The sequence below is a fragment of the Streptomyces sp. NPDC050508 genome (genome assembly GCF_040655155.1).
In the GTDB taxonomy this organism is placed as follows: Bacteria; Actinomycetota; Actinomycetes; order Streptomycetales; family Streptomycetaceae; genus Streptomyces.
The window spans coordinates 175,466-192,861 of the sequence record NZ_JBFAJJ010000006.1 but is presented as its reverse complement, the minus strand read 5'-3'; the positions used below and the strand labels follow the sequence as shown (position 1 = coordinate 192,861).

The 17,396-nt window shown below is 69.8% G+C and carries 18 protein-coding genes; 17 read left to right on the top strand and 1 reads right to left on the bottom strand.

Features of this window, described 5'->3' with window-relative positions:
• The first annotated feature begins 12 nt into the window (after positions 1-12).
• From AB0I69_RS19120 to ftsH, 3 genes are all read left to right on the top strand, one after another.
• Positions 13-2,463, top strand: coding sequence for a [protein-PII] uridylyltransferase (locus AB0I69_RS19120; RefSeq protein ID WP_363096807.1), 2,451 nt, complete (start codon positions 13-15; stop codon positions 2,461-2,463).
• Between the two features lie 105 nt (positions 2,464-2,568).
• Positions 2,569-4,125, top strand: coding sequence for a signal recognition particle protein (ffh, locus tag AB0I69_RS19115; protein ID WP_363096806.1), 1,557 nt, complete (start codon positions 2,569-2,571; stop codon positions 4,123-4,125).
• Between the two features lie 123 nt (positions 4,126-4,248).
• Entirely contained in the window at positions 4,249-6,186 is a 1,938-nt protein-coding gene (gene ftsH / locus AB0I69_RS19110) for an ATP-dependent zinc metalloprotease FtsH (protein WP_363096805.1), read from the top strand.
• Between the two features lie 6 nt (positions 6,187-6,192).
• Here ftsH and AB0I69_RS19105 read toward each other — a convergent pair whose 3' ends face one another.
• Complete coding sequence (locus tag AB0I69_RS19105; protein ID WP_363096804.1) at positions 6,193-7,050, bottom strand: SAM-dependent methyltransferase; 858 nt, start codon at positions 7,048-7,050, stop codon at positions 6,193-6,195.
• Between the two features lie 198 nt (positions 7,051-7,248).
• Here AB0I69_RS19105 and proS point away from each other — a divergent pair, with 198 nt between their 5' ends.
• From proS to AB0I69_RS19035, 14 genes are all read left to right on the top strand, one after another.
• Positions 7,249-8,664 (top strand): proline--tRNA ligase, encoded by a 1,416-nt coding sequence (proS, locus tag AB0I69_RS19100; protein WP_363096803.1) that lies wholly within the window; start codon positions 7,249-7,251, stop codon positions 8,662-8,664.
• Between the two features lie 261 nt (positions 8,665-8,925).
• A complete protein-coding gene (locus AB0I69_RS19095; protein WP_019058697.1) occupies positions 8,926-9,522 on the top strand; it encodes a hypothetical protein in 597 nt (198 codons plus the stop codon).
• Between the two features lie 277 nt (positions 9,523-9,799).
• Entirely contained in the window at positions 9,800-10,219 is a 420-nt protein-coding gene (rpsP, locus tag AB0I69_RS19090) for a 30S ribosomal protein S16 (protein WP_363096802.1), read from the top strand.
• 2 nt (positions 10,220-10,221) lie between these two features.
• A complete protein-coding gene (locus AB0I69_RS19085; RefSeq protein ID WP_005479813.1) occupies positions 10,222-10,461 on the top strand; it encodes an RNA-binding protein in 240 nt (79 codons plus the stop codon).
• 105 nt (positions 10,462-10,566) lie between these two features.
• Complete coding sequence (gene rimM / locus AB0I69_RS19080; protein ID WP_363096801.1) at positions 10,567-11,112, top strand: ribosome maturation factor RimM; 546 nt, start codon at positions 10,567-10,569, stop codon at positions 11,110-11,112.
• Positions 11,112-11,945 (top strand): tRNA (guanosine(37)-N1)-methyltransferase TrmD, encoded by an 834-nt coding sequence (gene trmD, locus AB0I69_RS19075; protein ID WP_355922656.1) that lies wholly within the window; start codon positions 11,112-11,114, stop codon positions 11,943-11,945. Before rimM ends, trmD begins: the two co-directional genes overlap by 1 nt.
• A 133-nt stretch (positions 11,946-12,078) precedes the next feature.
• The gene (gene rplS / locus AB0I69_RS19070) at positions 12,079-12,429 is read left to right on the top strand and encodes a 50S ribosomal protein L19 (protein WP_148010680.1); all 351 of its coding nucleotides are present in this window, start codon (positions 12,079-12,081) and stop codon (positions 12,427-12,429) included.
• 46 nt (positions 12,430-12,475) lie between these two features.
• The gene (lepB, locus tag AB0I69_RS19065) at positions 12,476-13,192 is read left to right on the top strand and encodes a signal peptidase I (RefSeq protein ID WP_363096800.1); all 717 of its coding nucleotides are present in this window, start codon (positions 12,476-12,478) and stop codon (positions 13,190-13,192) included.
• On the top strand, positions 13,185-14,297 hold the full coding sequence (lepB, locus tag AB0I69_RS19060; RefSeq protein ID WP_363096799.1) for a signal peptidase I: 1,113 nt from the start codon (positions 13,185-13,187) through the stop codon (positions 14,295-14,297). Before lepB (AB0I69_RS19065) ends, lepB (AB0I69_RS19060) begins: the two co-directional genes overlap by 8 nt.
• A complete protein-coding gene (gene lepB, locus AB0I69_RS19055; protein WP_363096798.1) occupies positions 14,185-15,159 on the top strand; it encodes a signal peptidase I in 975 nt (324 codons plus the stop codon). The genes lepB (AB0I69_RS19060) and lepB (AB0I69_RS19055) overlap by 113 nt, the downstream gene beginning before the upstream one ends.
• A 78-nt stretch (positions 15,160-15,237) precedes the next feature.
• A complete protein-coding gene (gene lepB, locus AB0I69_RS19050; RefSeq protein WP_363096797.1) occupies positions 15,238-16,017 on the top strand; it encodes a signal peptidase I in 780 nt (259 codons plus the stop codon).
• The gene (locus tag AB0I69_RS19045; RefSeq protein ID WP_363096796.1) at positions 16,007-16,540 is read left to right on the top strand and encodes an NUDIX hydrolase; all 534 of its coding nucleotides are present in this window, start codon (positions 16,007-16,009) and stop codon (positions 16,538-16,540) included. Before lepB (AB0I69_RS19050) ends, AB0I69_RS19045 begins: the two co-directional genes overlap by 11 nt.
• A 56-nt stretch (positions 16,541-16,596) precedes the next feature.
• Positions 16,597-16,905 carry a DUF2469 domain-containing protein gene (locus AB0I69_RS19040; RefSeq protein WP_003965949.1) on the top strand — a complete coding sequence of 103 codons (309 nt, stop codon included), beginning with the start codon at positions 16,597-16,599 and terminating at the stop codon, positions 16,903-16,905.
• Between the two features lie 128 nt (positions 16,906-17,033).
• On the top strand, positions 17,034-17,396 hold the full coding sequence (locus AB0I69_RS19035) for a YraN family protein (RefSeq protein WP_363096795.1): 363 nt from the start codon (positions 17,034-17,036) through the stop codon (positions 17,394-17,396).

Here is a 17,396-nt window from a genome sequence, read left to right as displayed (position 1 = left end):
AGGAGTCGCTGGGTGTCGAGTACGGACGTGCGCAAGGATGCAGAGGACTCCGGACCCAGTGGCTACGCGGCGGCCCGGCTGCGCCTCCTCACTGAGGGGGTGCGGTCCGGGCCGCCGCGCCGTGCCGCCCTCGCCGAACTGACCGACGAGTGGCTGTCCGGCCTCTTCACCGCCGGCAACGAAGCACTCAAGGGCGTCTCCCTGGTCGCGGTCGGCGGCTACGGCCGCGGCGAGCTCTCCCCGCGCAGCGACCTCGACCTGCTCCTCCTGCACGACGGCAGCGACTCCGGCGCGGTCGCCGCGCTCGCCGACCGCATCTGGTACCCGGTCTGGGACCTCGGCCTCGCCCTCGACCACTCCGTCCGCACCCCGTCAGAGGCCCGCAAGACCGCCGGCGAGGACCTCAAGGTCCAGCTCGGCCTCCTCGACGCCCGCCACCTCGCCGGCGACCTCGGCCTGACCGCCGGACTGCGCACGGCCGTCCTCGCCGACTGGCGCAACCAGGCACCCAAACGCCTCCCCGAACTCCAGGAACTCTGCGCCGAACGCGCCGAGCGCCAGGGCGAGTTGCAGTACCTCCTCGAACCCGACCTCAAGGAGGCCCGCGGCGGCCTCCGCGACGCCACCGCGCTGCGCGCCGTAGCGGCCTCCTGGCTCGCCGACGCCCCGCGCGAGGGCCTCGCCGACGCCCGCCGCCGCCTCCTCGACGTCCGCGACGCCCTGCACCTCACCACCGGCCGCGCGACCGACCGGCTCGCGCTCCAGGAGCAGGACCAGGTCGCCGCCGAGCTGGGCCTCCTCGACGCGGACACCCTGCTGCGGCAGGTCTACGAAGCGGCACGCGTCGTGTCGTACGCCAGTGACGTCACCTGGCGTGAAGTGGGGCGTGTGCTGCGGTCCCGTGCCGTGCGGCCGAGGCTGCGGGCCATGCTCGGCGGGGGCGCCAAACCCGCCGCCGAGCGCTCACCGCTGGCCGAAGGGGTCGTGGAACAGGACGGTGAGGTGGTGCTCGCCCGCGCCGCGCGCCCCGAGCGCGACCCGGTCCTCCCGCTGCGCGCCGCCGCTGCCGCCGCACAGGCCGGTCTTCCGCTCTCCCTGCACGCCGTACGGCGCATGGCGACCACCGCGCGCCCGTTGCCCACGCCCTGGCCCGCCGAGGCGCGCGAACAGCTCGTCACGCTGCTCGGCTCCGGGCAGCCCACCGTCGACGTGTGGGAGGCGCTGGAGGCCGAGGGACTGATCACCCGCCTCCTCCCCGACTGGGAGCGGGTGCGCTGCCGCCCGCAGCGCAACGCCGTGCACATCTGGACCGTCGACCGGCACCTCATCGAAACCGCCGTCCGCGCCTCGGAGTTCGCCCGCCGCGTCAGCCGCCCCGACCTGCTCCTGGTCGCCGCGCTGCTGCACGACATCGGCAAGGGCTGGCCCGGCGACCACTCCGTGGCCGGCGAGATCATCGCCAAGGACGTGGCCGCCCGCATCGGTTTCGACCGCGCGGAAGTCGCCGTACTCGCCACGCTCGTACGCCACCACCTGCTGCTCATCGACACCGCCACCCGGCGTGACCTGGAGGACCCGGCGACGGTCCGTTCGGTCGCGGAGGCGGTCGGTACGACCAGCACCCTGGAACTGCTGCACGCCCTGACCGAGGCGGACGCGCTGGCCACAGGACCGGCCGCCTGGTCCTCCTGGCGGGCCTCCCTCGTCACCGACCTGGTGAAGCGGGTCGCCGCGGTCCTCACCGGGGACGCCCCCGAGGAGCCCGAGGCAGGTGCGGCCACCGCCGAGCAGGAACGGCTCGCGATCGAGGCTGTAGCGACGGGCGGTCCGGTGCTCGCGCTCCGGGCCCAGACCGAACCCCCGTCCGAGGGCGAGCCCGCCGGCGACCCCGAACCCCTCGGCGTGGAACTCCTGATCGCCGTCCCCGACCAGCCGGGCGTCCTCCCCGCGGTGGCCGGCGTCCTGGCGATGCACCGCCTGACGGTCCGTACGGCGGAACTGCGCGCCCTGGACCTGCCCGACGGCGTAGAGGGCTCGGTGCTCCTGCTGAACTGGCGGGTCGCCGCCGAGTACGGCTCCCTGCCCCAGGCCGCCCGGCTGCGCGCCGATCTCGTACGGGCCCTGGACGGATCCTTGGACATCGCGGGCCGCCTCGCCGAGCGCGACGCCGCGTATCCGCGCCGCCGGGGTGTCGTGGCACCGGCGGCCCGTGTGACGGTGGCCCCGGCCGCTTCCCGGCACGCCACGGTCATCGAGGTGCGCGCGCACGACGCCCCCGGGCTGCTGCACCGCATCGGACGAGCCCTGGACGACGTGGGGGTACGGGTCCGGAGCATGCACGTGTCGACCCTGGGCTCGAACGCGGTGGACGCCTTCTACGTGACGACCCCCGAGGGCGTACCCCTGCCGACGGACGAGGCGGCCGCGGCGGCACGGAAGCTGGAGGAGACGTTGCGGGCGTGAGCCCGCCCCGGCTTTCCGACCCCGCGGGCGGGGACGATTCGCTTGCGCGGCCGGATACCCTGGAAGACGCTCACACTGCCCCCGACTCCGAGGACCGACGCCGCCGTGTTCGATACTCTCTCCGACCGCCTCTCAGCGACCTTCAAGAATTTGCGTGGCAAGGGGCGTCTGAGCGAGGCGGACATCGACGCCACCGCGCGCGAGATCCGTATCGCCCTCCTCGAAGCGGACGTGGCCCTGCCCGTCGTCCGCACGTTCATCAAGAACGTCAAGGAGCGTGCTCTCGGCGCCGACCTCAACAGGGCGCTGAACAACCCGGCCCAGCAGGTCGTGAAGATCGTCAACGAGGAACTCGTCACGATCCTCGGCGGCGAGACCCGGCGCCTGCGCTTCGCCAAGAACCCGCCGACCGTGATCATGCTCGCGGGTCTCCAGGGTGCCGGTAAGACGACCCTCGCCGGCAAGCTCGGCAAGTGGCTCAAGGACCAGGGGCACTCGCCGCTGCTCGTCGCCGCCGACCTCCAGCGCCCGAACGCCGTGAACCAGCTCAGCGTCGTCGCCGAGCGCGCCGGTGTCGCGGTCTACGCGCCCGAGCCGGGCAACGGCGTCGGGGACCCGGTCAAGGTCGCCAAGGACTCCATCGAGTTCGCGAAGACCAAGGTCCACGACATCGTGATCGTGGACACCGCGGGCCGCCTGGGCATCGACCAGGAACTGATGCAGCAGGCCGCGGACATCCGCGACGCGGTCAGCCCGGACGAGATCCTGTTCGTCGTCGACGCGATGATCGGTCAGGACGCGGTCAACACCGCCGAGGCCTTCCGCGACGGCGTCGGCTTCGACGGCGTGGTGCTCTCCAAGCTCGACGGCGACGCCCGCGGTGGTGCGGCCCTGTCGATCGCCTCGGTCACCGGCAAGCCGATCATGTTCGCGTCGAACGGCGAGAAGCTCGACGACTTCGACGCCTTCCACCCGGACCGGATGGCCTCCCGCATCCTCGACATGGGTGACCTGCTCACCCTGATCGAGCAGGCGGAGAAGACGTTCAGCCAAGAAGAGGCCGAGAAGATGGCCTCCAAGCTGGCGTCCAAGAAGGGCCAGGACTTCACCCTCGACGACTTCCTGTCCCAGATGGAACAGGTCAGGAAGATGGGCAGCATCAGCAAGCTGCTCGGCATGCTCCCCGGCATGGGCCAGATCAAGGACCAGATCAACAACCTGGACGAGCGCGACGTCGACCGCACGGCCGCGATCATCAAGTCGATGACCCCGGCCGAGCGCGCCGAGCCGACCATCATCAACGGCTCGCGCCGCGCCCGTATCGCCAAGGGCTCCGGCGTCGAGGTCAGCGCCGTGAAGGGCCTGGTCGAGCGGTTCTTCGAGGCCCGCAAGATGATGTCCCGCATGGCGCAGGGCGGTGGGATGCCCGGCATGCCGGGGATGCCGGGCATGGGCGGCGGCCCCGGCCGCACCAAGAAGCAGCCCAAGCAGGCCAAGGGCAAGCAGCGCTCCGGCAACCCGATGAAGCGCAAGCAGCAGGAACTGGAAGAGGCCCAGCGCCGCGAGGCGGGTGCGGCTCAGGGCGGCAACGCGTTCGGACTGCCCGAGCAGGGCGCCCAGGACTTCGAGCTGCCGGACGAGTTCAAGAAGTTCATGGGCTGAGCTTGAGAAGGTTCATGGGCTGACAACCCGTCTTCTACGTCGCCGAGGGCGCCCCTCTCCGGAAGGGCGTCCTCGGCGCGTGCTGGGCGTGCCGACGCCTGGCCCGTGTCGTAACTTGCCGATATGACCAACCCCGCGCCGCCGCGCAAGTCGACCGACCAGCCCTGGCGTACCGAGGGCACCCCGGACGAGCCCCCGAAGCCGTCGCCGGGCGGGAAGAAGATGCGCGGCGGCTGGTGGAGCCTGATCCTCACCGCGCTGGTCGTCTACCTGATCGCGAACCTCATCCTGTCCTTCTTCAACGAGGGCAACGAGCCGACGATCTCGTACACGGAGTTCAGCAAGCAGGTCGACGCGGGCAACGTCACCAAGATCTACGCCAAGGGCAACGCGATCCAGGGCCAGCTCAAGAAGAGCCAGGACAACCCGGACGGCGACGGCAAGTACACCAAGTTCGACACCGAGCGGCCGACCTTCGCGGACGACCAGCTCTGGGAGGACCTGACCAAGCACAACGTCACCGTCACGGCGGAGCCGGTCGTCCAGCACCGTAGTTTTCTGGCCAATCTGCTGATCTCGCTGGCCCCGATGGTGCTCCTGGTCGTCCTGTGGCTCTTCATCGCGCGGCGGATGAGCTCGGGGCTCGGCGGCGCGGGCGGCATGCTCGGCCGCAAGGCACCGCCGAAACCGGTCGAGCTGGAGCCGGGCAAGCAGCGCACGACGTTCGAGGACGTCGCCGGCATCGACGAGGTCGAGGGCGAGCTGAACGACGTCGTCGACTTCCTCAAGAACCCGGACGCCTACCGCAAGATGGGCGCCAAGATGCCCCGGGGCGTGCTGCTCTCGGGCCCGCCCGGCACCGGCAAGACGCTGCTCGCGCGGGCGGTCGCGGGGGAGGCGGGGGTGCCGTTCTTCTCGGCCTCGGCCTCCGAGTTCATCGAGATGATCGTCGGTGTCGGTGCCTCACGCGTGCGTGAACTGTTCGCGGAGGCCCGCAAGGTGGCGCCCTCCATCATCTTCATCGACGAGATCGACACCATCGGCCGGGCCCGCGGCGGCGGCAGCGGCATGGGCGGTCACGACGAGCGCGAACAGACCCTGAACCAGATCCTCACCGAGATGGACGGCTTCTCCGGCTCCGAGGGCGTCATCGTCATCGCGGCCACCAACCGCGCCGACGTCCTCGACCCGGCCCTGACCCGCCCCGGCCGCTTCGACCGGGTGGTCGTGGTCTCGCCGCCCGACCGGGGTGGCCGCGAGGCGATCCTGGAGATCCACACCCGCGAGATCCCGCTCGCGGAGGGCGTGAACCTCGCCCAGGTCGCCCGTACGACCCCGGGCATGACCGGCGCCGAACTCGCCAACCTCGCCAACGAGGCCGCCCTCCTCGCCGTCAAGCGCAAGCAGAGCGAGGTCACCCAGTCCGACCTCTCGGAAGCCCTGGAGAAGGTCCAACTGGGCGCCGAACGCCCGCTGGTGATGCCCGAGGAGGAACGCCGCCGCACCGCCTACCACGAGAGCGGCCACGCCCTCCTCGGCATGCTCCAGCCCGGCGCCGACCCGGTCCGCAAGATCACCATCGTCCCGCGCGGGAGGGCCCTCGGCGTCACGCTCTCGACGCCGGACGCGGACAAGTACGCGTACACCGAGGAGTACCTGCGCGGCCGGATCATCGGCGCCCTCGGTGGCATGGCCGCGGAACAGGTCGTCTACGGAGTGATCACCACCGGCGCCGAGAACGACCTCGAACAGGTCACCAACATCGCGCGCGGCATGGTCGCCCGCTGGGGCATGAGCGAGCGCGTCGGCCGCCTCTCCGCCCTCCCCAGCGACGCCCAGCAGGCCTACGGCCTCTCGGCGGCACCGCAGACCCTGGACGTGATCGACCACGAGATGCGCCGCATCGTCGACGAGTGCTACGACGAGGCACTCCGCAAACTCCGCGACCACCGCGGCCAGTTGGACTCGCTGGCCGAGGCCCTCCTGGAGAACGAGACGCTGGAGGAGACGGACGCGTACCGCATCGCGGGCGTCACCCGCCTCTTCAAGGAAGAGCCGTAGTCATCCTCAGGTCGTACGCGCGATCAGATACCGGAACACGTTCGGCATCCACACCGTCCCGTCCCGCCGCTGATACGGATGCAAGGCCTCCGCCAACTCCTTGTCCACCTGCACCTGATCGGTCGCGCTGATCGCCGCGTCGAAGAGCCCCGTCGACAGCAGCCCTCGTACGGCGCTCTCGACGTCGGCGTACCCGAAGGGGCACGACACCCGCCCGGAGCCGTCCGGCCTGAGGCCCGCGCGCTGGGCGACCTCCTCCAGGTCGTCGCGCAGAGCCGGGCGCCAACTGCCCGCGCTGCGCAGCGGATCCGCGAGCCTGGTGGCCACCCGCAGCACGGACGACGTGGCACAGCGCTCCGGCGGACCCCAGGCGGCCAGCACCACGGGTGTCCCGTGCCCGGCCAGTGGCGTTGCGGACGCGAGTAACTCGCCGAGTCCCTCCGAGTCGCCCGCGAGACACCCGATCGGCTCGAAGGCGGTCACCAGGGTGTACGCGGGCGTCTCCGCGTCGGCCGCGTCGCGAGGTGAGCCGTGGACGAGCCGGGTGCGCGCACGCGCGCGTGGAGCCCATGCGTCCGGCAGCAGGCGCTCCCGGGCGAGGGCCAGTCGTTCGGGGGAGGAGCCTTCGACACCGGTGACGGCCGCGCCTCTGGAGGCCGCCATCAACAGAGCCAGCCCTGAACCGCAGCCGAGGCCGAGCAGCCGGGTGCCGGACCCCACCTCCAGTCGCTCGTAGACGGCTTCGTGGAGCGGCACCAGCATCCGCTCCTGGATCTCGGACCAGTCACGCGCGCGTGCACCCAGGTCCACGCGGGGCGCGGGCCCCGCATGAGGCAGGTACTGCCGCACGAGCGTAGGTGTCATGGAAAGCGCCCCAATCCGCCGAGAGTTGTGGCCGTGCCCGTTTCCGAGGCCCCCGTGATGTGCGCCCGCACTTCCCCCGTATGCCAGCAAACTCCGCACTCGCGACGGCGTCCAGGGGTTGTGGGGTCCGGCTTGTGGCTTCTCTGTGGGAGTGAAAAGAATTCACATGACGGCAACGCGGCCCCGTACGATCTCGCCATGGCCAAGGCACCCGTACTCACGCCGCGGGCGGAAGACTTCCCCCGCTGGTACCAGGATCTGATCAGCAAGGCCGAGCTGGCCGACAACGGCCCGGTGCGCGGCTCCATGGTCATCCGACCGTACGGGTACGGCCTCTGGGAGCGGATGCAGGCCGAGATGGACGCCCGCATCAAGGACACGGGCACCGAGAACGCGTACTTCCCGCTGCTGATCCCGCAGTCCTACCTCGCCCGCGAGGCGGACCATGTCGAGGGCTTCGCGCCCGAGTTGGCCGTGGTCACCCACGGCGGCGGCAAGGAGCTGGAGGAGCCTGCGGTCGTCCGGCCCACCTCCGAGATGATCATCAACGAGTACTTCTCGAAGTGGGTGCAGAGCTACCGCGACCTGCCCCTGCTGATCAACCAGTGGGCGAACGTGGTCCGTTGGGAGCTGCGGCCCCGCCTCTTCCTCCGTACGAGTGAGTTCCTCTGGCAGGAGGGCCACACGGCGCACGCGACCTACGAGGAGGCGCGCGACTTCGCCGCGCACATCCACCGTCAGGTCTACGAGGACTTCATGGTCAACGTCCTCGCGATGGACGTCGTACCGGGCCGCAAGACGGTCAAGGAGCGGTTCGCGGGCGCGATCAACACCCTCACCCTGGAAGGGATGATGGGCGACGGCAAGGCGCTGCAGATGGCGACCAGTCACGAGCTGGGCCAGAACTTCGCCAAGGCCTTCCACACCCAGTACCTGTCCAAGGAGGGCAAGCAGGAACTCGTCTGGCAGACCTCATGGGGCTCCACCACGCGCATGATCGGCGCCCTGGTGATGATGCACGGCGACGACGACGGACTCCGGGTGCCGCCGCGGCTCGCCCACATCCAGGCCGTCGTCCTCGCGATCAAGGGCGACGAGGCGGTTCTGGCCAAGGTCCGCGAGATCGGGGACCGGCTGAAGGCGGCGGGCGTGCGCGTCCGGGTCGACGTCCGCACGGACATCCCCTTCGGGCGCCGGGCCGTCGACTGGGAGCTGAAGGGCGTGCCCGTACGGATCGAGGTCGGACCCCGTGACCTGGAGAACGGCACCGCGATGCTGGCCCGCCGGATCCCGGGAGGCAAGGAGCCGGTGGCGATCGACTCCCTCGTAGAGCTGCTTCCCGTAGTCCTGGAGGAGGATCAGGCGCTGCTGCTGAGGCAGTCCCGCGAGCGGCGCGAGTCCCGTACCTCCGAGGTGTCGACGATCGCGGAGGCCGTCGAGGCCGCCACCGCCGGCGGCTGGGCGCGCATCCCGTGGGCGACCCTCGGCGAAGAAGGCGAGGCCGAGTTGGCCGAGCACGCGGTGACCGTACGGTGTCTGGTCGCCGAGGACGGGTCGGTACCGGACGCCGACAAGGCACCCGGTAACGTCGCGGTCGTCGCGCGCGCTTACTGATGTAGCGCCCTTCCGGCGGGAGAGCGACCGAAACGCCCCTTGCGCAACGGCGGAGTACAGCTCCCCCGGCGCGCGGACAGCGTCTACGCGCGGGGTCGTACGTAGGACTACGCACCAGCTTGGTATGAGCTGTGAGGCTTCTCCGCAGATCAGCGCACCCGCCCTCGTCAGGACGCATCAGCGGCAACTGACGGGTACGTGCAAATTATTTGGGATGCCCCGGAATCGGAACACAGGGGCACTCCGGCTCGTTGTCATTACGTGAGCACGACACAGACACCACCTGTTCTCGCCGCAGAGCTGGCAGAGGCGTGGGCCGACATTCAGCGGTACCACCCCGAACTGCCCGATCTGGCCGCGCCCGAGTCCCTGATCGGAGAGTCGTCGTCCGCATGCGGACACGAGCTCTCCTTCGAGCGACTGCTCCATGAGGCAGTCCATGGCATCGCCGCTTCGCGCGGCGTGCGCGACACGTCCCGTGCCGGCCGCTACCACAACCGCAGATTCCTCGCGATCGCCGAGGAGCTGGGCCTGGACCACCCCGACGAACCGCATCCCAGCAGCGGCTTCTCGCTGGTCCAGCTCAACCCCGAGGCCAAGCGGCGCTACCGGCCGACCATCGAGCGCCTCCAGCGCGCGTTGAAGGCCCACACCGTCGCCACCTCCGCCGACACCTCGCGCACCTTCCGCGGCCCGGCCGCCCGTCACGGCTCGTCCGGTGGCGGCGTCCGCGTCAAGGCGGTGTGCGACTGCGGTCGTAACGTACGGGTCGTCCCGTCGGTGCTGGCCCAGGCGCCGATCGTGTGCGGGGGCTGCGGCAAGCCCTTCCGCATCCCGGAGGTCGTGGGCGCGGCCTGAGGATGCGGCTGCTCGTGGCAGCCGCATCCCGCAGGTCGGGGTTGCGCACACCCGCGCCGGTCACCTCCCGGCGCCGGGTGTCGCTTCCGCGCGACCGGGGGCATGCTCCCCGGTCGAGCGGACCGCCAGGGTGTGGCACAATGGCTAGCTGTACTCGACAGCCGCACAGGAACCCTCTCGCCTCCGGCTGACGCGTCCATCGGGCACTCGGGTACCGCAACCCCACGCGGCCATCTCGCCGTGCCCAACCACGTCAAAACCAGGAGAACCCACTCCCGTGGCAGTCAAGATCAAGCTGAAGCGTCTGGGCAAGATCCGTTCGCCTCACTACCGCATCGTCGTCGCCGACTCCCGTACCCGCCGTGATGGCCGGGCCATCGAGGAGATCGGTCTGTACCACCCGGTGCAGAACCCCTCGCGCATCGAGGTCGACACGGACCGCGCGCAGTACTGGCTGAGTGTCGGCGCGCAGCCGACCGAGCCCGTGCTCGCCATCCTGAAGCTCACCGGCGACTGGCAGAAGTTCAAGGGCCTGCCGGCCCCGGCTCCGCTGCTCGTGGCCGCGCCGAAGGCCGCGCGTCCGGTGTTCGACGCCCTCGGTGGCGACGACGCGAGCAAGGGTGAGGCGATCACCCAGAAGAAGAAGGCTGAGAAGAAGGACGAGGCTGCGGCCGAGTCCGAGTCGACCGAGGCCTGAGCATGCTCGAGGAGGCCCTTGAGCACCTCGTGAAGGGCATCGTCGACAACCCTGACGATGTGCAGGTCGCCTCGCGCGACCTGCGTCGTGGACGCGTGCTGGAGGTCCGGGTACACCCCGACGACCTCGGCAAGGTGATCGGTCGCAACGGCCGCACCGCTCGCGCTCTGCGCACCGTCGTGGGCGCCATCGGCGGCCGAGGTGTCCGCGTCGACCTTGTCGACGTGGACCACGTCCGCTGACGTTCGTGGATCACATCCACTGACGTCTATCGCAAACCGGCTCGGGCCGGGGAGGGCCTGCGGGCCGTCCCCGGCCCGTCGTCGTACTACAGGAGATCAAGCACAGTGCAGCTGGTAGTCGCTCGCATCGGCCGCGCCCACGGCATCAAGGGCGAGGTCACCGTCGAGGTACGCACCGACGAGCCGGAGCTCAGGCTCGCCCCCGGAGCCGTCCTGGCCACCGAACCCGCCTCCACCGGCCCCCTGACCATCGAGGCGGGCCGTGTCCACAGCGGCCGTCTCCTCTTGCGCTTCGAGGGCGTGAGCGACCGCACCGGCGCCGAGGCCCTGCGTAACACCCTCCTGATCGCCGAGATCGACCCGGAGGAGCTGCCGGAGGAAGAGGACGAGTACTACGACCACCAGCTCATGGATCTGGACGTGGTCACCAAGGACGGCGTGGAGGTCGGCCGGATCACCGAGATCTCGCACCTGCCCTCCCAGGACCTCTTCATCGTGGAGCGGCCCGATGGCAGCGAGGTGATGATCCCGTTCGTCGAGTCGATCGTCACGGAGATCGACCTGGAGGAGCAGCGCGCGGTCATCGACCCGCCGCCCGGGCTGATCGACGACCAGGCGGAAATCGTGTCCTCCAGGGAGGAGGAGGCGTAATGCGGCTCGACGTCGTCACGATCTTCCCCGAGTACCTCGAACCGCTGAACGTCTCCCTCGTCGGCAAGGCACGCGCGCGTGGACAGCTGAATGTGCACGTGCATGATCTGCGCTCCTGGACGTACGACCGCCACAACACGGTCGACGACACCCCCTACGGCGGCGGCCCCGGCATGGTCATGAAGACCGAGCCCTGGGGCGACGCCCTGGACTCGGTCCTGGCCGACGGCTACGAGACGGGCTCCGGTGCGCCGGCGCTCATCGTGCCCACGCCCAGCGGCCGGCCCTTCACCCAGGAACTCGCCGTAGAGCTCTCCGAGCGGCCCTGGCTGGTCTTCACGCCCGCCCGCTACGAGGGCATCGACCGGCGGGTCATCGACGAGTACGCGACCCGGATGCCCGTCTACGAGGTGTCCATCGGCGACTATGTGCTCGCCGGCGGCGAGGCGGCCGTCCTGGTCGTCACGGAGGCCGTGGCGCGGCTGCTGCCGGGCGTCCTGGGCAACGCCGAGTCCCACCGCGACGACTCCTTCGCGCCCGGGGCCATGGCCAACCTCCTGGAGGGGCCGATCTACACCAAGCCGCCCCAGTGGCGCGGCCGGGAGATCCCGGACGTGCTGCTCAGCGGCCACCACGGCAAGATCGCCCGCTGGCGGCGCGACGAGGCCCTGAAGCGCACGGCCGCCCACCGGCCCGACCTGATCGAGCGCTGCGAGCCCAAGGCCTTCGACAAGAAGGACCGCGAGATGCTGTCGATCCTGGGCTGGGCGCCGGACCCGGCGGGGGAGCCGTACGGCCGATTTTGGCGCAGGCCGGACGGCGTGGAAGAATAGGTCGCTGTTGTGCGTCGTCCGGCGTGCGCCCCTGCCACAGGGGGACACGACGCCCGCCCCGACACGGACAGCATCCTTCAGAACACCTATCTCCCGTCGGTGACCTGTGGCATCGATGAAGAAAGCAGACGAAATGTCCCACCTGCTCGACACCGTCGACAGCGCCTCGCTGCGCACCGACATCCCGGCCTTCCGCCCGGGTGACACCGTCAACGTCCACGTCCGCGTCATCGAGGGCAACCGCTCCCGTGTGCAGCAGTTCAAGGGCGTAGTCATCCGTCGCCAGGGCGCCGGTGTCCGCGAGACCTTCACGGTCCGCAAGGTCTCGTTCTCCGTCGGCGTCGAGCGCACCTTCCCGGTGCACACCCCGATCGTCGAGAAGATCGAGCTCGTGACCCGTGGTGACGTCCGTCGCGCGAAGCTGTACTACCTCCGTGACCTGCGCGGCAAGGCCGCGAAGATCAAGGAGAAGCGCGACAACTGATCGCGATCGGGGAGTTCACATCTCGGCCGGATAACATCTGGCCCCGATGGACACCGAAGCACAGCACACGGAGCGCGACCGCTCCTCCCGCCCTTCCGACTCCGAGGACACCTCGGACGAAGGGGGCCCGGAGGAACGGTCGCGTTTCGCGTTGGTGTCGCGTGTCGCCGAGTGGCTGCCCGGCGGCCGGATCACCCTGACTGCCCTGGTCTGTCTGGTGTTTCTGCTGCTGCTCAACACGTTCTTGCTGCAGCCATTCCAAATTCCCAGCGGATCCATGGAATCCGGATTGAGGATCGGCGACCGCGTTCTCGTAAATAAGTTGGCGTACCGTTTCGGTGCTCATCCGCGGCGCGGCGACATCGTCGTGTTCGACGGCACCGGCTATTTCGGGGACGCCGACTACATCAAGCGCGTTGTGGGTGTGGGGGGAGACCACGTGGTCTGCTGCGACGAGGAGGGGAGGCTCCAGGTGAACGGGCGGTCGGTCGACGAGACGGCGTTCCTGTACCCCGGAGACACCCCGTCCGCCGTGCCTTTCGACGTGGTCGTGCCCCAGGGCACTCTCTTCGTCCTCGGTGACCACCGAGGCGACTCAAGCGACTCCCGGGATCACCTGGGCGATCCGGGCGGAGGCATGATTCCTGTTGGTGACGTCATCGGACGAGCCGACTGGATCGTCTGGCCCGCCGGGCACTGGACCCACCTCGTCCGGCCCGGCGCCTACGGACGTGTCCCCGCCGCGGACGGCGCCCATGGGTAACCGCGGAAGGCCACGCGGCGCGACGCCGGGCGGCTCCTTCGGGAACGAGAACCTGCTGCCCACCGGCTTCCGGCGCGCGGGCGCCCTGGCGCCGGCAGGGGGCGCCGGCCGCAGCCGGGCCGAGCGGCGCAAGCTGCAGCGCAAGGTCAAGCGGCGGCGCAGGCGCGGCGCGGTCCGGGAGATACCCCTCCTGGTCGGTGTCGCCGTCCTCATCGCCCTCGTCCTGAAGACCTTCCTCGTCCAGGCGTTCGTGATCCCGTCGGGCTCCATGGAGCAGACGATCCGCATCGGCGACCGCGTCCTGGTCGACAAGTTCACCCCCTGGTTCGGCTCCGAGCCCAAGCGCGGTGACGTCGTCGTCTTCCATGACCCGGGCGGCTGGCTGGGGGACGAGGAGACCACCAAGAAGAACGACCCCGTCGTCGTCAAGCAGGTCAAGGAAGGCCTCCAGTTCATCGGCCTGTTGCCGTCCGACAACGAGAAGGACCTCATCAAGCGGGTCATCGGCGTCGGCGGCGACCACGTCAAGTGCTGTGACGCGCAAGGGCGGGTGACCGTCAACGGCGTTCCCCTGACCGAGGGCGACTACCTGTATCCCGGGAACGCACCGTCCGAAACAGCGTTCGACATCACCGTCCCCAAGGGCCGGCTGTGGGTGATGGGCGACCACCGCGGCAACTCGGCGGACTCCCGGGCCCACCAGAACACCAGCTACGGCGGCACGGTTCCGCTGAGCCTGGTGGTGGGGCGGGCCAAGGTCATCGCCTGGCCCATGGGCCACTGGACCAGCCTGAACGAACCTAAAACCTTCGCATCGGTTTCCAACTCGGTGGCGGGGACGACCGCCGCTCCCGAACTGTCGCATAGGGTTGCCCCGGTCGATCCGAACGGATCGGTCCAACTCCCGAGCCCTGCGGAACTCCCGCTCGTTATGGGAGTGGTGGGCCTGCGCCGAGGATGGCGCAGGCGGCGGCACGGAGTGAGGAGTTGGCGTGGGGGATGTGGCGGTTGGCGCACGGTCCGGACACGACGGCGAGGAGCACCACGAACGTCCCGTGGAAGCACCCGTCCCGGCCGCGGACAGCGCCGTGACCTCCGGGAGTGACTCGGGAGTCGACGAGGACGGTACGGCGCCGGGTGACGCGACCCGGACCGAGGAAGCGGGGCCGGGTGACTCGACCCCCCAGGTGAAGAAGCAGCGTTCCTTCTGGAAGGAGCTGCCGATCCTGATCGTCATCGCGCTCGTCCTCGCGCTGCTGATCAAGACGTTCCTGGTGCAGGCGTTCTCGATTCCCTCCGACTCGATGCAGAACACCCTCCAGCAGGGTGACCGTGTCCTGGTCGACAAGCTCACCCCGTGGTTCGGTTCCGAGCCCGAGCGCGGTGAGGTCGTCGTCTTCCACGACCCGGGCCACTGGCTGGACGGCGAGCCCACGGCCGACCCGAACGCCCTGCAGAAGGTGCTGAGTTGGATCGGCCTGATGCCGTCGGCCCAGGAGCGGGACCTGATCAAGCGGGTCATCGGCGTCGGCGGGGACACGGTCTCCTGCAGCGGCACCGGCCCGCTGACGGTCAACGGCAAGGCGTTGAACGAGCCGTACGTCTACCCCGGCAACACCCCGTGCACCAACGACGACCAGGGCGGTCAGTTCACCGTCAAGGTCCCCAAGGGTGACATCTGGGTGATGGGCGACCACCGGCAGAACTCGCGGGACTCGCGCTACAACCAGTCCGACAAGTACCACGGCATGGTCCCGGTGAAGGAGGTCGTCGGCCGCGCGATCGTCAAGGCCTGGCCCATCAACCGCTGGGGCACGCTGCCGATCCCGGACACCTTCGACCAGACCGGCATCAACACGCAGGCCTCGGCCTCCCGCCTGCTGACGGCCGCACCGCAGGGCCTCGCCCTCGTCGGAGTCCTGCCGTTGGTCCTGTGGCGCCGCAAGCGGTCGGGCAAGGACGAGTAAAGGCCTTGTAGAGCTTGTGACCTTGGTCCCGGAGGAAGGGCTGACCACCCTCGGTACCGCCGGGTAGGGTGCGGACTCATGGGTGGCGAGAGCGCAACACGTACGGCCCCGCGCACAGGCGGCGGCACAGGCAAGGGCCCGGTGGGCAGCCGGACCGGACAGCGGTTGTCCGGGCTGGCCGTCGCACTGGGCCTTGTGCTGTTCCTCGGCGGATTCGGCTGGGGAGCGGTGGTCTACCGGCCGTACACGGTGCCCACCAGCTCCATGACGCCGACCATCGACATGGGCGACCGGGTGCTGGCGCAGCGCATCGACGGCAGCAAGGTGCGCCGGGGCGACGTCGTCGTCTTCACCGACAAGACCTGGGTGACGAACGCGCCCGTGGTCAAGCGCGTCGTCGCGGTCGGCGGGGACACCGTCTCCTGCTGCACCAACGGCAAGCTGGTCGTCAACGGCAAGCAGATCGACGAGGGCTACCTCAAGGGCGGCGCGGTCGAGGACAAGACGATCCCGACGGTGAAGGTCCCCAAGGGCCGCCTGTTCCTGCTCGGCGACGAACGCCAGGGCTCCCTGGACTCCAGCGCCCACCTCACGGACGTGGCCGGCGGCACCGTCGCGAGCAGCGCCGTGAACGCCCGCGTGGACGCCGTCGTCTGGCCCATGAAGGGCATGCTGGAGCGCCCCACCGGCTTCGCGGAACTCGGCGGCCTCTCCCAGCCCGGCCCCCTGCGCGTGATCGTCGCCTTGATCGTCGCGGGCATGGTCCTCGTCCTCGGTGGAGGTGCCTACGGCCCCGTCGCCAAGCTGGCGGGCGGCCGTCGCGCCCGTACCCGGACGGAGCCCGCCGGTGCCCGCTGAGGTCACCGAGGAGGGCCAGGACTCCTACGAGGGCGGCCTGCGCAAGGTCGCCCGGGTCATCCTGCTCGACCCGCAGGACCGCATCCTGCTGCTCCACGGCCACGAACCGGACGATCCGGCCGACGACTGGTGGTTCACCCCCGGCGGCGGCCTGGAGGGCGACGAGACCCACGAGGAGGCCGCCCTACGGGAACTCGCGGAGGAGACCGGCATCACCCAGGTCGAACTCGGCCCGGTCCTGTGGACACGGACATGCTCCTTCCCGTTCGCGGGCCGCCGCTGGGACCAGGACGAGTGGTACTACCTGGCCAGGACGGCTGCTACGGCCGAAGGAGTGCCCGGCGCCACGGCCCTCACCGAGCTGGAGCGACGCAGCGTCTCCGGAGCACGTTGGTGGACGTGCCGGGAACTGGACCGGGCGCATGAGACGGTGTATCCGACCAGACTCGCCGAGCTGCTCCGCAGGCTGCTCGACGAAGGTCCCCCGGCCGGGCCCGTGACCCTGGACACCGAAATCGTCTAGGGGCTTACGGGACTGGCGCACAATGGTGGGATCGCACGGGTGAAGGGGAACATGCCATGAGCGCCGAGGACCTCGAAAAGTACGAGACCGAGATGGAGCTGAAGCTCTACCGGGAGTACCGCGATGTCGTCGGTCTGTTCAAATACGTGATCGAGACCGAGCGGCGCTTCTACCTCACCAACGACTACGAGATGCAGGTGCACTCGGTCCAGGGCGAGGTGTTCTTCGAGGTGTCCATGGCGGACGCCTGGGTGTGGGACATGTATCGACCGGCTCGCTTCGTGAAGCAGGTGCGTGTGCTCACGTTCAAGGACGTGAACATCGAGGAGCTGAACAAGAGCGATCTGGAGCTGCCGGGCGGGTGACGGCGAGTACCCGCGGGGTGAATGTCGCTCGTGCGGGTGACGGAGATATCCACAATCGGTGAACGGTCCACCAAGATCCACTTGGTGGACCGTTCTGCGTGACGGTTGGTGCCGGAGGTGGTGCCGACATGAACGCACGCAGTGCACTCGGCAAGTACGGCGAGACGGTGGCCGCACGACGGCTGGTCGCGGCCGGAATGACGGTCCTGGAGCGCAACTGGCGCTGTGGCAGGACCGGCGAGATCGACATCGTGGCGCGGGACGGCGACGTCCTGGTGGTCTGCGAGGTCAAGACACGGCGGGCCGGTGCCTTCGAGCACCCGATGGCCGCCGTGACCCCCGACAAGGCGGAGCGCCTACGCGGGCTCGCCGCGCGGTGGATCCACGTCCACGGCGGAGCCCCGCCGGGAGGGGTCCGTATCGACCTGGTGGGCGTCGTCGTGCCCCGACGCGGCGGGCCCGTGGTCGAGCACGCTCGGGGGGTGGTCTGA